At 59.8% G+C, this 15,996-nt stretch carries 11 protein-coding genes; 7 read left to right on the forward strand and 4 right to left on the reverse strand.

Translation table 11 applies throughout. From position 1 onward, the window contains the following. Nucleotides 1-99 precede the first annotated feature (99 nt). Both QE453_RS20730 and QE453_RS20735 read left to right on the forward strand, forming a co-directional pair. A complete protein-coding gene (locus QE453_RS20730; protein ID WP_022556841.1) occupies nt 100-3,294 on the forward strand; it encodes an efflux RND transporter permease subunit in 3,195 nt (1,064 codons plus the stop codon). A 287-nt stretch (nt 3,295-3,581) separates the two neighbouring features. Further along, on the forward strand, nt 3,582-3,785 hold the full coding sequence (locus tag QE453_RS20735) for a hypothetical protein (RefSeq protein WP_004443472.1): 204 nt from the start codon (nt 3,582-3,584) through the stop codon (nt 3,783-3,785). Nucleotides 3,786-3,837: 52 nt separating this feature from the next. Here the strand turns inward: QE453_RS20735 and QE453_RS20740 are convergent, their stop codons facing one another. Then, on the reverse strand, nt 3,838-4,683 hold the full coding sequence (locus QE453_RS20740; RefSeq protein WP_004443473.1) for an endonuclease/exonuclease/phosphatase family protein: 846 nt from the start codon (nt 4,681-4,683) through the stop codon (nt 3,838-3,840). 13 nt (nt 4,684-4,696) lie between these two features. Further along, complete coding sequence (locus QE453_RS20745) at nt 4,697-6,157, reverse strand: phosphatidylserine/phosphatidylglycerophosphate/cardiolipin synthase family protein (protein WP_309777882.1); 1,461 nt, start codon at nt 6,155-6,157, stop codon at nt 4,697-4,699. A gap of 256 nt (nt 6,158-6,413) precedes the next feature. Here QE453_RS20745 and pdxY point away from each other — a divergent pair, with 256 nt between their 5' ends. Both pdxY and QE453_RS20755 read left to right on the forward strand, forming a co-directional pair. Then, on the forward strand, nt 6,414-7,289 hold the full coding sequence (gene pdxY / locus QE453_RS20750; RefSeq protein ID WP_004443475.1) for a pyridoxal kinase PdxY: 876 nt from the start codon (nt 6,414-6,416) through the stop codon (nt 7,287-7,289). A 174-nt stretch (nt 7,290-7,463) separates the two neighbouring features. Next, nucleotides 7,464-8,105 (forward strand): carbonic anhydrase, encoded by a 642-nt coding sequence (locus QE453_RS20755; protein ID WP_022556845.1) that lies wholly within the window; start codon nt 7,464-7,466, stop codon nt 8,103-8,105. Nucleotides 8,106-8,282: 177 nt separating this feature from the next. Here the strand turns inward: QE453_RS20755 and QE453_RS20760 are convergent, their stop codons facing one another. After that, on the reverse strand, nt 8,283-9,098 hold the full coding sequence (locus tag QE453_RS20760; RefSeq protein ID WP_004443477.1) for a lytic transglycosylase domain-containing protein: 816 nt from the start codon (nt 9,096-9,098) through the stop codon (nt 8,283-8,285). 221 nt (nt 9,099-9,319) lie between these two features. After that, complete coding sequence (locus QE453_RS20765; RefSeq protein WP_003522626.1) at nt 9,320-10,354, reverse strand: aspartate-semialdehyde dehydrogenase; 1,035 nt, start codon at nt 10,352-10,354, stop codon at nt 9,320-9,322. Nucleotides 10,355-10,865: 511 nt separating this feature from the next. On the opposite strand from QE453_RS20765, the gene QE453_RS20770 reads away from it, so the two are divergent. The 3 genes from QE453_RS20770 (at nt 10,866) to QE453_RS20780 (ending at nt 15,983) form a co-directional block, all read left to right on the forward strand. Continuing rightward, nucleotides 10,866-12,749: an MFS transporter gene (locus QE453_RS20770; RefSeq protein WP_194842396.1), complete on the forward strand. Its 1,884-nt coding sequence runs from the start codon at nt 10,866-10,868 to the stop codon at nt 12,747-12,749. Nucleotides 12,750-12,941: 192 nt separating this feature from the next. After that, nucleotides 12,942-14,516 carry a Re/Si-specific NAD(P)(+) transhydrogenase subunit alpha gene (locus QE453_RS20775; protein WP_006697607.1) on the forward strand — a complete coding sequence of 525 codons (1,575 nt, stop codon included), beginning with the start codon at nt 12,942-12,944 and terminating at the stop codon, nt 14,514-14,516. Nucleotides 14,517-14,537: 21 nt separating this feature from the next. After that, nucleotides 14,538-15,983: an NAD(P)(+) transhydrogenase (Re/Si-specific) subunit beta gene (locus QE453_RS20780; RefSeq protein ID WP_006697606.1), complete on the forward strand. Its 1,446-nt coding sequence runs from the start codon at nt 14,538-14,540 to the stop codon at nt 15,981-15,983. Nucleotides 15,984-15,996 lie beyond the last annotated feature (13 nt).

Raw genomic sequence — 15,996 nt, forward strand, 5'->3', positions numbered from 1 at the left:
CGCGAGACGTGCATTCAGACAGAACCGGCCTTCACCGGCGGCAGAATTGCCGCCGGAGCGGCCTTCGCATTCCAAAATATACCCGGAGAGGGACTGGATATGAATATTTCCAGATTTTTCGTCGACCGGCCGGTATTCGCCGGCGTCTTGTCGATCCTGATTGTGGTGGCAGGCCTTCTTGGCATGCGCGCCTTGCCGATTTCGGAATATCCCGAAGTCGTTCCGCCATCCGTCGTCGTGCGCGCCACCTATCCCGGTGCGAACCCGACCGTTATCGCTGAAACCGTCGCGACACCGCTCGAAGAACAGATCAACGGTGTCGAAGACATGCTGTACATGGGCAGCCAGGCGACGTCGGACGGCGTGCTGACGCTCACCGTCACCTTCAAGCTCGGCACTGATCCTGATAAGGCCCAGCAGCTTGTGCAGAACCGCGTCTCGCAGGCCGAACCGCGCCTGCCGGCGGAAGTGCGCGCGCTCGGCATCACCACGGTCAAGAGCTCGCCCGACTTCATCATGGTCGTCAACCTTGTCTCCAAGACCGACGCCTATGACATCACCTATCTGCGCAATTATGCGACGCTGAACGTCAAGGACCGTCTCGCCCGCATCGAAGGCGTGGGTCAGGTGCAGGTCTTCGGCGCGGGTGACTATTCCATGCGCGTCTGGCTCGATCCGCAGAAGGTGGCCGAGCATGATCTCGCCGCCAGCGACGTCTCCGACGCCATCCGCCAGCAGAACGTGCAGGCCGCGGCCGGCGTCATCGGTGCTTCACCAAGCCCGAACGGTGTCGACCTGCAGCTCAACGTCAATGCCCAGGGCCGTCTGACGACGCCGGAAGAATTCGGCAACATCATCGTCAAGAGCGGCGCAAACGGCGAAATCACCCGCCTGCGCGATGTCGCACGCATCGAACTCGGAGCAGCCGATTACACGCTGCGTTCTCTGCTCGATGGTGAGCCGGCCGTGGCTGTTGCGGTCCTTCAGGCCCCCGGCTCCAACGCCATCGAAATCGCCGACAATGTCCGCGCCACCATGGATAATCTGCAATTGGCGATGCCCGATGGCGTGAAATACGAGATCGTCTACGATACGACGAAATTCGTGCGCTCCTCCATCGAGAAGGTTGTCGATACACTCCTCGAGGCCGTTGGCCTCGTGGTGCTTGTCGTCATCCTCTTCCTGCAGACGTGGCGCGCCTCGATCATTCCGCTGATCGCCGTTCCGGTCTCGATCATCGGCACCTTCGCCGTCATGTATGCCTTCGGCTTCTCCATCAACGCGTTGACGCTGTTCGGCCTTGTGCTCGCCATCGGCATCGTGGTGGATGACGCGATCGTGGTCGTCGAAAACGTCGAGCGAAATATCGAAAACGGGCTCTCACCGCGTGACGCCACCTATAAGGCGATGCGCGAAGTCTCCGGCCCGATCATCGCCATTGCGCTGGTACTGGTCGCCGTCTTCGTGCCGCTCGCCTTCATCTCCGGCCTTTCCGGCCAGTTCTACCGGCAGTTCGCGCTGACGATTGCCATCTCCACCGTCATTTCGGCCATCAACTCGCTGACGCTGTCACCCGCACTTGCAGCCCTGCTGCTGAAGGAACATGGCGCACCGAAAGACTGGCTCACCCGCTTCATGGACAAGATCCTCGGCTGGTTCTTCCGCGGCTTCAACCGTGCCTTCGGCGCGGCCTCGAACGGCTACGGCAAGACGGTCGGCGGGCTGGTGACGCGCAAAAGCCTCGTCATGATCGTCTACATGGCGCTGGTGGCCGCCACCTATGGCATGTTTACGACAGTTCCGAGCGGCTTCGTGCCGGCGCAGGACAAGCAGTACCTCATCGGTTTCGCGCAGCTTCCTGATGGCGCAACGCTCGACCGTACCGAAAGCGTGATCAAGCGGATGAGCGAGATCGCCATGGAAACGCCCGGTGTCAGCCACGCCATCGCCTTCCCCGGCCTGTCGATCAACGGCTTCACCATCGGTTCCAATTCCGGGATCGTTTTTGCGGTTCTCGACGACTTCGAAAAGCGCAAGACACCGGAACTGTCAGGTGGCGCCATCGCCATGCAGCTGAACCAGAAATATGCCGGCATTCAGGACGCCTTCATCGCCATGTTCCCGCCGCCGCCGGTTAACGGTCTCGGCCAGACAGGCGGCTTCAAGCTGCAGATCGAAGACCGCGCCGGTTACGGCTACCAGACGCTGGACGAAGCGGCGAAAGCCGTTATCGCCAAGGCATATCAGACGCCGGAGCTGGCAGGCATTTTCTCCAGCTACCAGATCAACGTGCCGCAGCTCTTCGCCGATCTCGACCGCGCCAAGGCGGAACAGCTGGGCGTCTCCGTCAGCGACGTCTTCCAGACGCTGCAGATCTATCTCGGCTCGCTCTATGTCAATGACTTCAACGCCTTCGGTCGCACATACAGCGTCCGTGTGCAGGCGGATTCACAGTTCCGCGCCCACGCCGAAGATATTGGCCGCCTGAAGGTTCGCTCGGCAACGGGTCAGATGATCCCGCTGTCGACGCTCCTGAAGGTGAATGCGACGACCGGACCGGAGCGCACCAACCGTTATAACGGCTTCCTTGCGGCCGATATCAACGGCGGACCGGCACCGGGCTTCTCCTCGGGTCAGGCACAGGCCGCGATCGAAAAGATCCTTGCCGAAACCCTGCCCGCGGGCGTCGATTACGAATGGACGGATCTGACCTATCAGCAGATTCTCGCCGGCAATTCCAGCATCGTGGTTTTCCCGCTGGCGCTGCTGCTCGTCTATCTCGTGCTCGCTGCGCAATATGAAAGCCTGACCCTGCCGATCGCGATCATCCTGATCGTCCCGCTCGGCGTGCTCGCAGCCCTCACGGGCGTCTGGCTGACGGGAGGGGATAACAACATCTTTACGCAGATCGGCCTTGTCGTCCTTGTCGGTCTCTCAGCGAAAAACGCGATCCTGATCGTGGAATTCGCCCGGGAACTGGAATTCGAGGGACGAACGCCGCTTCAGGCGGCCATCGAGGCAAGCCGGCTTCGCCTGCGCCCGATCCTGATGACCTCGCTCGCCTTCATCATGGGCGTGGTGCCGCTGGTCGTCTCGACAGGTGCCGGTGCGGAAATGCGCGCCGCCATGGGTGTCGCGGTCTTCTCCGGCATGATCGGCGTGACGTTCTTCGGCATCTTCATGACTCCGGTCTTCTATGTGCTGGTGCGCAAGCTGGCGGGCAACCGTCCGCTCATCCAGCACAAGCAGGAAGAACCGGCCAATTCGGACTACAAGCTCGAAAAGGCCGGCTGAGACCGACACCTATCCACCGCAACCTTCGACGCAAGCCCGCCGCGCATCCCGAGATGCGCGGCGTTTCATATGGAAAGATGTGTATGCGCCTCTTCTGAAATTGAATCAGTTTCAAGTGCTTAACGGTAATACAGGCCGCGTTCCGGCCGCACCACAATTGGCAAAAGTCAATATAGATGTTGGTGACTGCCCGCAGAGGAAGAAACAATGATATTTTATGCTTTGTATTTTGTGTTATTTTCCAAGAACAGGGTGATTCGGACTAAATGATTTAGTTCAGGGGCGACATGATGGAGCAGGATTACGAGAACTGGGCGACGACTGTTGCCTATTCGATAGTGATGCATGAGGGTCTTGATCTCGCGCTTTCTGCGCAAAATCTCGATAGAGGCAAGACCAGAAACAATCGTGAGCGGTTGATGGAAGCCATTCGCACATCCTTGCTGGAAGCGCGCTCACGCAGCCACGTGACAGCGGCGCAACGGGTTTAAGCCGGCCTCCTGAGATTGTTGCGGCAGCTTTCCTGGGCACGCCGCTGCAAGATCAGGCCGGAAGCAGGTCGGTCCGCACCGCGGCTTTCAGCGGCAGATGATCCGAAGCGATACGCGCCAGTGCGCTGTCATGCGCTTCGACCTGCTCGATCAGCCCTTCACGATTGGCGATGATCCGGTCCAGAGCCAGCACCGGCAGGTTGGACGGAAAACTGGGTACGGCTGGCGGCAGAGCGCCGAAAGCATCGCGAAACGTATTGAGTGATGAACCATTGCCGAGGCGCCATTCATTCAGGTCTCCCATGAGAATGGTCGGGCATTCATCCCTCGCTTCAAGAAGGCCGATCAGAGCCTTCGCCTGCTGGGCGCGGGAATGCCGCAGCAGCCCGAAGTGAGCGGCAATGACCCGCAGGGTGCCGCCGCGCTTCAGATCCAGTTCAACAACGAGCGCGCCACGCGGCTCAAGCCCAGGCAGCTTCAGGGTATGAACCTCCTTGACCGCGCCCTCCTTGAACAGGACGACATTGCCATGCCACCCATGCGCCTTCACCCCGACCTGCACAGGCACGGGGACAAGGCCGCTTTCCCTTTCCAGCCGGGCGAGATCGAGCAGCCCGGTGCGTTCGCCGAAGCGGCTGTCGGCCTCTTGCAGCGCAATGATATCCGCCCCGATTTCCTGAATCACGCGACTGGTGCGATCAGGATCGAACTTGCGGTCCCGGCCCACGCATTTATGCACGTTGTAGGAGGCGATAACGGGAAAATCATGCGCCTTTTCCGCAGGCTTGGCATTCTGCCGCTGACGGTGATTGCGCAGCGAGTCCATCACAAAGGCCGGCAGGCTGGTATTCCGCGCCAGTACCGCTTTTTCGTTTTCCAGCACGCCGTCTTTTTTCACACGTCATCTCCGCTCAAAGATAGGGCGAGGCCAGCCACAGTACCCGTTCCACAAAACGAACAACGAACGGACGCGCTTTCAGTTCGCTCAGTCTCACAGGTATTGCGGCGTCGCGCGCCGTCGAGATCGTCTGCGTGATGGCCTGTCCGAACGCTTCGTCCATAACCTCCAGATCGATCTCGAAATTCAGACGCAAAGAGCGGGGATCGAGATTGGACGAACCGATGTAGCTCCACCGTCCGTCGATCACCAGCATCTTCGAATGATTGAACGCTCCCGTCGCCCTCCATATCCGGCAATAGTTGCGCAACATCTGATCGAACTGCGCCGTCATCGCCCTGTCGACAAGCACCAGATTATTGCTTTTCGGCACTACGATATCAACGACGACGCCGCGTCGCGCCGCCGTAATCAGCGCCGAAATAAGCTCCCGATCCGGGAGAAAATAGGGCGACATGATGAGAATCGACGACCTTGCGATGGAAAAAGCGCCGGTCAGCATCTTGTGATTGGTCTCGATGCTTTTGTCCGGCCCGGAGGAGCAAACGCGGGCAACGATCTGCGAGCCCGGCACGCCTTCTGGAATGGCGATATCCCAGACCGGCGTATCCAGAAGTTCCTTTGTCGTGAAACGCCAGTCTTCCGCCGCAATGGAGAAAAAATCCGCTACCACCGGTCCGCTGATCTTGAAATGTGTGTCGTGCGATTGTCTTCCCTGGCCGAACTCCTCGGTAAAACCCTCGCGTATGTTCATGCCGCCACTAAAGGCGACACGTCCGTCCACCACGAGAATCTTGCGGTGGGTGCGCAGATTGGCGTAGGGCAGCCGCAGCCCCATGATGACGTTACCGTTGAAGACGTTGGCGACGATGCCCCTTTCCCGCAGCGTCGGCAGGATGCTCGGAACCGAATAACGCGCGCCCACGGCATCTATGAGCACCCTCACCTCCACGCCGCGCTGTTTTGCCCGCTGGAGGGCGGAAACGAAGCGGGCGCCGATCCGGTCATTATCGAAAATATATGTTTCGAGGATGATCGACCGTTTCGCCTGCTCGATCGCTCCAAGCATCGCCGCATAGGCGGCGTCACCCGTGGCGATGGGTTCGATGCTGTTGCCAGTCGTCAGTGCATGGCGGGTCACCCGGTCACCCAGTACCTTCATCGCCGCGAAACGGCGGCCGAACCGCTCGGCTACCAGCTCACCGCCGGCGTCGAAACGGGCCACGCGGTCCATGATCTCGTCCTGCATGAAGGACCGCTGCTGGGTGATGTTGGACCGGCGAATGCGGTTGATGCCGGCAATGGCATAGATGACCGCACCGACGATGGGCGACAGCACGATGACGCCGACCCAGCCCAGTGCCGAGCGAACTTCTTCCTTCGTCATGGTGGCGTGCACGGCCGCCACGGTTCCCATCAAAACGGAGAGAACGGCAAGAATATGCGGCCAATAGGCGATGATGAGAGCGAGCATGAATACAACTATAGGGCATCAGGCGGAGAAGTGTAACGCGAAAGCCGCCGCCTTGACGAGAAATCGGTGCAGCGATCCCGCAATGACAGACCTTCCCTGACGGCGACAAAACGACCGCCATGCTTTTGCGGGACAGACCCTTGCGGGATTAACGGTGGAAACTGGTCTTGCGATATGTCATGAGAGCGCATCTTGATCTTTGGGCGGGGGCAGCATTGGTGGGCTTTCTGCCGCGTTTGAACGCAAGAAGGCCGTGATGCAGGACAATACCCAAGGCGCCGTCATCGTCATTTCCAGCCATGTCATGCGGGGCTCCGTTGGCAACCGCGCGGCAGTCTTCGCGCTGGAGACACTCGGTTTTCCGGTTTGGGCAGTGCCCACCATCGTCATGCCCTGGCATCCCGGCCACGGACCATCCACCCGCATGCGCTTTCAGGACGAAGACTTCGACAAGGCGATGACCGACCTCGAAAACGCCAAATGGATCGGCGAGGTCAAGGCGGTTCTGACCGGTTATTTCGGCAGCGCCGCGCAGGTGCGTGCCGTCGCAAGGCTGATCCGAAATCTCAAGGAAAAGAACCCGGCGCTGATTTACGCCTGCGATCCTGTCATGGGTGATCTGGGCGGACTTTATATTCCCCTTGAGACTGCCGAAGCCATCCGCGATCACCTCATTCCGCTTGCCACGGTCGCCACGCCCAACCGATATGAACTCGCCTGGATGAGCGGCGCCGCGCTTGAGACCAACAGCGCCATCATGGATGCAGCGCTTTCCCTCGGCCCGCCAAAAATGCTGGTCACCTCGGCGGTGCCGATGATGACGGGCGGCACCGGCAACCTTTACCTCAGCGGCCGCCACGCGCTGCTCGCCGAACATCGCGCCATTGAAAATGCGCCTAACGGCCTCGGCGACCTGATGTCGGCGTTGTTTCTTGCCCGCCTGCTGGAAGGTCTGGATGACGAAAAGGCGCTGCAGCTCGCAACCGCCAGCGTGTTCGAAATTCTGGCCCGCACAAAAAAACGCGACATGAACGAACTGACGCTGGAGACGGATTCTTCAAGCCTCTCCACACCCATGGCCATGGTGCAGATGCGTCATCTCTTGCATCCTTCGCGCAGCAAGCGCAAATAGCGGCTAGAGCATTTCCGTGAAACGTGGCCCTCGGTCTTCGTCCGGAAATGCGACAAGCAAGGAGTTGGAGCGGTTTCACGGCTCGAAGAAAACCGAAAATGCTCCAAAGGATTGGTCTTCAACGCACCGAGTTCTTCCCTTGATCTCGGTCCAACCACAACGGTACTGCGATAGATGAAAGATTTTCCGGAAAACCTTCTCAACGGCTATAAGAACTTCATGAGCGGTCGTTATGCCGACGAGCGCGAAAGATACCGCGTTCTGGCCGATACCGGACAGAAACCGCAGACCCTGTTCATTGCCTGTTGTGACTCCCGCTCCGCGCCGGAAACCATTTTCGACTGCGGCCCGGGAGAGCTTTTTGTCGTCCGCAATGTTGCCAACATGGTGCCGCCCTTCGAGCCGGACGGGCAATATCACGCCACCTCGGCGGCCATCGAATATGCGGTTCAGGTGCTGAAGGTGAAGGATATCGTCGTCATGGGCCACGGTCGCTGCGGCGGCATTCAGGCAGCGCTCGATCCCAATCTGGAGCCGCTGTCGCCCGGTGATTTCATTGGCAAATGGATGAACATGGTCAAGTCGGCCGCCTCGCAAATCCAGAGCAACGACGTCATGACCGCCTCTGAGCGGCAGACGGCGCTGGAACGAGTCTCCATCCGCAACTCCATCGCCAATCTGCGCGGCTTCCCCTTCGTCAAGGCACAGGAAACCGCCGGCAAGGTGAAGCTGCACGGCGCATGGTTCGATATTTCGACCGGCGAATTGTGGGTGATGGACAGCAAGACCGGCGACTTCCGCCGCCCGGATCTGTGATTGGCAGGTAATAGCTACCGGCCAAACTCAACGCTCGTCACCCCGGACTAGATTCGGGGTCCAGCGCGATCAAATCCTTGATCGCCAAAGACTCTTTCACGGCGCGGACGCGCCGTGACTGGATGCCGGATCAAGTCCGGCATGACGGAAGTGGGAATTCGCGCGTGAAAAGCGGCCTTATTGGCCGTCAATCGCCTTGCCGATGAAGGCGATCGCCTGCTGGTAGACACTTGCGGCGTTCCAGCCCTGAATTGCCGCGTAATTCGCCTGCCCCTGCTGGTAGCCTGCACCGCGCTGCCAGCCATGGCCGACGAGGAAGTTTGCGGTGGAAGCCAGCGCGTCGGCGCGCGAACCGACGAGATCGATCCGACCGTCGCGGTCGAAATCCACGCCGTAGCGCACGACGTTCAGCGGCAGGAACTGCGTCTGGCCGATTTCACCATGGGCGGCACCCTTGGCGTTGACGTTCAGCGAGCCGCTGCCGACGAGTTTCAGAGCCGCATAAAGCTGCTCGGTGAAATAGTCCGAACGGCGGCAGTCAAAAGCAAGCGTTGAAACGGCGGAAAGCGTGTGCTGGTTGCCCATGAAACCGCCAAAGCCTGTTTCCATGCCCCAGATGGCGAGCAGCGGACCAGCCGGCACGCCATAGGCACGCTCGATGGAGGCGAACAGTGCGGCGTTGTTCTTCTTCATGGTCTTGCCGCGCGAAATGATCGTCTGACCGCCGCGCTTCTGCATGAACTGCTCGAAGGAAAGCTTGAAGCTGTGCTGACCGCGATCGGCGCGGATCGTCGCCTGGTTGTAGGAGACGCCGGAGAAAGCCCGGTCGAGCACCGAGGCGCTGACGCCGCGACCCGCCGCTTCCTGCTTGAAGGCGCTGACCCAGGCATCGAAGCCCGCCGAAGTGTTGCCGCATTGCGCGGCCATAACCGGCGTCGCTGCCAGAACCGAGACCATGGCCACACCAGCCAGAATTACCTTCATTGCCCGCATCAAAATCTGCCTTCGATATCCTTTGGGGAGTTTTTCCCGAGAACCAAACCGTCAATACTGTATGATTCAGGTGCCAAAACTGTCTTTTGGCGGCCTAAATTGCCTTTCGGCAGCAAGGCCTGCAAATAAACTGGCCGTGATCTCGCCAATTATAAAACCCGCCTGCCCCACACAGAACAGACGGGTTATACTTAACGAACCTTAAAAATTCGTATCTCGGATCAGGCGGCCGCCTTGCGCGGCTTGATGAAGCCACGATTGATGAGCAGTTCGGCGATCTGGACGGCGTTAAGGGCAGCACCCTTGCGCAGGTTGTCAGAAACAACCCACAGGTTGAGACCGTTTTCGACAGTCGCATCTTCGCGGATACGCGAGATGTAGGTCGCGTCTTCGCCAGCGGATTCAACCGGCGTGATGTAACCGCCGTTTTCGCGCTTGTCGATCACGAGGCAACCCGGTGCTTCGCGCAGGATGTCACGGGCCTGATCGGCGGTGATCTCGTTTTCGAACTCGATATTGACCGATTCCGAATGGCCGATGAAGACAGGGACGCGCACGGCCGTGCAGGTCACCTTGATCTTCGGATCAAGCATCTTCTTGGTTTCGGCCAGAACCTTCCATTCTTCCTTCGTGTAGCCGTCTTCCATGAAGACGTCGATGTGCGGGATAACATTGAAGGCAATGCGCTTGGTGAACTTCTTGGCTTCGACCGGGTCGGCCACGAAAACGGCGCGGGTCTGCTGGAAAAGCTCGTCCATGCCTTCCTTGCCGGCGCCGGACACCGACTGATAGGTGGAGACGACGACGCGCTTGATCTTGGCGAAGTCATGCAGCGGCTTCAGCGCGACAACAAGCTGCGCCGTGGAGCAATTGGGGTTGGCGATGATGTTCTTCTTGGTGAAGCCTGCAACCGCATCGGCGTTGACTTCCGGAACGATCAGCGGAACGTCCTGATCGTAGCGCCATGCGGATGAGTTATCGATGACGACGCAGCCCTGCTGGCCGATCTTCGGCGACCACTTCTTGGAAACATCGCCGCCCGCAGACATCAGGCAGATATCCGTGTCGGAAAAATCGTAGTTCTCGAGGTTCGAGACCTTCAGCGTGCGGTCGCCATAGGAGACTTCCGTGCCCTGCGAGCGGGCGGAAGCGAGCGGCACGACTTCATCGGCGGGAAAACCGCGTTCGGCCAGGATATTAAGCATTTCGCGACCGACGTTGCCGGTGGCGCCTGCAATTGCAACTTTGAAACCCATGATCAAGCTCTCTTTCTGTCTCTCCTCTTTTTGGTGAGGTGGGAACCCGCATCATCAGATCGCGGCTTCCTCGATCCCCAGCCAAACCGGGGAGAGAGCGGTGGCCAGAGACGTCAGACGGTTTTAATCGTCGTTTTGGCCGTAATTCGGATAGAATAAGAAAGGCGCGGATCATCGCCGGCGGATTGTGCCGGTCCTTCCATGACGAACATGTCTGCAACATGCATGCGCAAGGTGATGCTCCTTCTTCGCGAGAAGCTATTAGAAGGTTTCTCGGTTCTGTCAAGGAAAAAGGCGCGTCATGCAGCCGCTCGGACCAAAGCACAAATCGCCGCAGCGACATATTCGGGACGTTTAACATTAGACTAAAGTCATAATCCGAAAGCATCGCTCTTATTGGGGTTAATTTTCTGTCACTCTCATGATCCGCGCATTGCAGCCGCAAGGTGAGTCCAGAGGAGAGAGTTGGGCTCCGCAATGCGTCGATTGGGACATCTGTGGAGGACAGACAATGGCAAATGTTGCAGCCGTAAGCGGCGCCGCCCGTCCGATGACGGGTGAAGAGAAGAAGGTGATTTTCGCCTCTTCTCTCGGAACAGTCTTCGAATGGTACGATTTCTATCTCTATGGCTCGCTGGCGATTTACATCGGCGCGAACTTCTTCAGCCAGTATCCGGAAACGACGCGTAACATCTTCGCTCTGCTGGCCTTTGCCGCTGGCTTCCTCGTCCGCCCCTTCGGCGCGCTGGTCTTTGGCCGCCTCGGTGATATCGTCGGCCGCAAATATACCTTCCTCATCACCATCCTCATCATGGGTGTGTCCACCTTCCTCGTCGGCGTGCTGCCCAGCGCATCGCAGATCGGCATCGCCGCTCCGATCATCCTGATCGTCCTGCGCATGCTGCAGGGTCTTGCACTCGGCGGTGAATATGGCGGAGCTGCAACTTACGTGGCCGAACACGCACCGAACGGCCGCAGGGGCTATTACACCTCCTGGATCCAGACGACGGCAACGCTCGGCCTGTTCCTGTCGCTGGTGGTTATCCTCGGTGTGCAGTTCGCGCTCGGCAAGGAAGCTTTCGCTGCCTGGGGCTGGCGCATTCCCTTCCTCGTTTCCGTTCTGCTGCTTGGCGTATCCGTCTGGATCCGTCTGAAGATGAACGAATCCCCCGCCTTCAAGAAGATGAAGGAAGAGGGCAAGACGTCGAAGGCGCCGCTCAGCGAAGCCTTCGGCCAGTGGAAGAACGCCAAGATCGCGCTCATCGCGCTTGTCGGTGCCGTCATCGGCCAGGCCGTTGTCTGGTACACGGGCCAGTTCTACGCCCTTTTCTTCCTGCAGAGCATTCTGAAGGTCGACGGACAGTCGGCCAACATCATGGTGGCGGCAGCGCTCATTCTTGGCACCAGCTTCTTCGTTATCTTCGGCTGGCTTTCAGACAAGATCGGCCGCAAGCCGATCATCATGGCCGGCCTCATCCTTGCCATGCTGACCTACTTCCCGCTGTTCAAGGCACTGACCTGGGCAGGCAACCCGGCGCTTGCACAGGCACAGGCGAGCGTTCGCGCCACCGTGACTGCCGCACCGGGCGACTGCAAGTTCCAGTTCAACCCGACGGGCACGGCGAAGTTCACCACGTCCTGCGATATCGCCACCTCGTTCCTGACACGCAACTCGGTGCCTTATGACGTGGTTGCGGGCGCAGCCGGCCAGCCGGCCACCGTGAAGATCGGCGACGCCACCATTACCAGCTACGACGCCGGCGCCGCCGGCGCGGATGCGGCAGCCAAGGACAAGGCCTTCCAGAAGCAGGTCAACACGGCGCTCCACGATGGCGGTTACCCGCTGGTGCGTGGCGCGGCACAGGTGCCGGACGCAAAACTGGACGCCTTCATTGCCGCAAACCCGGAACTGAACCTCAATGCAGACGCCGTTCGCGCTGCCGACAAGAAGATGGTTGCGACCGACAAGCTGGTGGCTGACAAGCTGCTGACCCCGGCCGAAACCGGTGGTGCAGCCGAAATGGCCGTTTACACCGTGGCCGGCGGCGGCGCCTTCTCCATGGTGGCCGATCCGGCTGCCGTGAACTGGGTTGTCATCATCGCGGTTCTCACCGTCCTCGTGATCTACGTGACGATGGTCTATGGCCCGATCGCAGCTTTGCTGGTCGAACTGTTCCCGACCCGCATCCGCTACTCCGGCATGTCGCTGCCATACCACATCGGCAACGGCTGGTTCGGCGGCCTTCTGCCCGCCACCGCCTTCGCCATGAGCGCGGCCAAGGGGGACATCTATTATGGCCTCTGGTATCCGATCATCTTTGCAGGCATCACGCTGGTCATCGGCATGCTGTTCCTGCCGGAAACCAAGGATCGTGATATCCACGCCATGGATTGAGTGGCAGTCGATGAAACGCAGCAATCACCCGGCGCTTCGGCGCCGGGTTTTTTGTTGCCGCCGTACCGCCATCGCCGAAAATGGGCTTTTCCAGCCTGTCAATCCGCCGCAGGTAGAAAAACAGCAAGAACAAGACAAAAACACTCGAAATGGGCTATGACGGCTTATCAGGACGGGAATGGGAGAGCAGTTTTGAGAATCGGGACACCTAAAGAATTATATGAGGGCGAAGCCCGCGTTGGCATGACGCCGGATAGCGCGCAGGCTTTGCAGAAACTGGGATATGATTGCGTCATCGAAGCCGGCGCCGGCAAGGCGGCCGGTTTTTCTGACGACGCCTATCGCGCCGCAGGCGTGACCGTGGTCGACAGCGCTGAGGCGCTTTACACCGGCTCCGACATCATCGCCAAGGTTCGTCCGCCTGAAACCTCGGAGATTGATCGCCTGTCTTCTGACAAGACGCTGATCTCGTTTTTCTATCCCGCCCAGAACAAGGACCTTCTGGAGCAGGCGAAGGAAAAGGGCGCTAACGTCATCGCCATGGACATGGTGCCGCGCATTTCGCGCGCCCAGAAAATGGATGCGCTCTCCTCCATGGCCAATATCGCCGGCTATCGCGCGGTGATCGAGGCGGGCAATAATTTCGGCCGGTTCTTCACCGGGCAGGTCACAGCCGCCGGCAAGGTGCCGCCCGCCAAGGTGCTGGTCATCGGTGCCGGCGTTGCCGGTCTTGCCGCCATCGGCACGGCCACATCGCTCGGCGCGATCACCTATGCCTTCGACGTTCGCCCTGAAGTGGCCGAGCAGATCGAATCCATGGGCGCGGAATTCGTCTATCTCGATTTTGCCGACCAGCAGCAGGATGGCGCAGCGACCGGCGGTTATGCCGCCCCCTCCTCGCCGGAATTCCGCGAGAAGCAGCTGGAGAAATTCCGCGAACTTGCACCGCAGATCGACATCGTCATCACCACGGCGCTGATCCCGGGCCGCGACGCGCCGAAGCTGTGGCTTGCCGACATGGTGGCGATGATGAAGCCGGGTTCGGTCATCATCGACCTCGCCGCCGAGCGCGGCGGTAATTGCGATCTGACGGTTCCCGACCAGCGCGTCGTGTCCGACAACGGCGTCATCGTCATCGGCTACACCGATTTCCCAAGCCGCATGGCGACGCAGGCCTCGACCCTCTACGCCACCAATATCCGTCACATGATGACCGATCTGACGCCTGCCAAGGATGGCAAGGTCGTTCATAACATGGAAGATGACGTCATCCGCGGCGCGACGGTCACCTATCGGGGTGAAATCACATATCCTCCGCCGCCACCGAAAATTCAGGCCATTGCCGCGCAGAAACCGAAGGAAAAAGCAAAAGAGCTGACGCCGGAGGAGAAACACGCCAGGGAAAAGGCCGAGTTCAAGGCACAGACCAAGAACCAGGTCGGGCTTCTGGTCGCCGGCACGGCCGTCTTGCTGCTCGTTGGCCTCTACGCGCCGGCAAGCTTCATGAGCCACTTCATCGTCTTCGTGCTTGCCTGCTTCGTCGGCTTCCAGGTGATCTGGAATGTCAGTCACTCGCTGCACACGCCGCTGATGGCCGTGACCAACGCGATTTCCGGCATCGTCATCATCGGTGCGCTGCTGCAGATCGGCTCCGGCAACTGGCTGGTGGTGATCCTTGCCTCGCTTTCCGTCCTGATCGCGACGATCAACATCGTCGGCGGTTTCCTCGTGACACGGCGCATGCTCGCCATGTTCCAGAAGTCCTGAGCCAAGCGGGGAATCAAATAAATGACCATTGGTATTGTTTCCGCGGCCTATGTTGCCGCAGCCGTTCTTTTCATCCTCTCGCTCGGCGGTCTCTCCGGCCAGGAAAGCGCCAAACGCGCCGTGTGGTACGGCATAACAGGCATGGGCCTCGCCATCATCGCCACCGTCTTTGGCCCTGAAATCAGCAAAGGCGTCGGGCAGTGGCTCGTCGTGCTCCTGATGCTGGCGGGCGGCTCCGTGCTCGGCTACTTCGTCGCAAGCCGTGTACAGATGACCGAGATGCCGCAGCTTGTGGCGGCGCTTCACTCCTTCGTTGGCCTTGCCGCCGTTTTCATCGGCTTCAACGCCCATATCGAGGAAGCGCATGTCGCCTCGCTCGATGACACCGCGCGTTCCTTGCTGACGGGCTTTTCCGCCATCCTCGCCCACAAGACGCCTGTTGAACTGGCGATCATGAAGGTGGAGGTCTTCCTCGGCGTCTTCATCGGCGCGGTGACCTTCACCGGCTCTGTCGTTGCCTTCGGCAAGCTTGCCGGCAAGGTGGATGGCAAGGCGAAGAAGCTGCCGGGCGGGCATCTGCTGAACGCCGGTGCTGCGATCCTGTCGCTCGTGCTGCTCATCATGTATTGCAACGGCGCAGGCGCATGGACGCTCGTCCTGATGACGCTTGCCGCCTTCTTCATCGGTTACCACCTGATCATGGGCATTGGCGGCGCCGACATGCCTGTCGTCGTCTCGATGCTGAACAGCTATTCCGGCTGGGCGGCAGCAGCCATCGGCTTCACGCTCGGCAACGATCTGCTGATCGTCACGGGCGCGCTGGTCGGCTCCTCGGGTGCGATTCTCTCCTACATCATGTGCAAGGCGATGAACCGCTCCTTCATCTCGGTCATCCTCGGGGGCTTCGGCGGCACGACGGGCCCGGCGATGGAAATCGAAGGCGAACAGGTGGCAATCGACGCCGAAGGCGTGGCCGCAGCGCTGAACGACGCCGACAGCGTCATCATCGTGCCCGGTTACGGCATGGCGGTGGCGCAGGCGCAATCGGCCGTGTCGGAACTGACCCGCAAGCTGCGCGCCGACGGCAAGACCGTGCGCTTCGCCATCCATCCGGTGGCTGGCCGTCTTCCGGGCCACATGAACGTGCTGCTCGCCGAAGCGAAGGTGCCTTACGACATCGTGCTCGAAATGGACGAGATCAACGATGACTTCCCCAGCACCGACGTCGTCATCGTCATCGGCTCCAACGACATCGTCAACCCGGCAGCGCAGGACGACCCCAACTCGCCCATCGCGGGCATGCCGGTGCTGGAAGTGTGGAAGTCGAAACTCGTCATCGTCTCCAAGCGCGGCCAGGGCACGGGCTATTCCGGCATCGAGAACCCGCTGTTCTACAAGGACAATACGCGCATGTTCTATGGTGATGCGAAGAAGTCGATCAACGATCTTCTGCCGCTGATCAAGTAATGAAAAGGGCGTT

It is taken from the genome of Agrobacterium sp. SORGH_AS_0440 (assembly GCF_031453135.1).
Taxonomy (GTDB): Bacteria; Pseudomonadota; Alphaproteobacteria; order Rhizobiales; family Rhizobiaceae; genus Agrobacterium; species Agrobacterium pusense.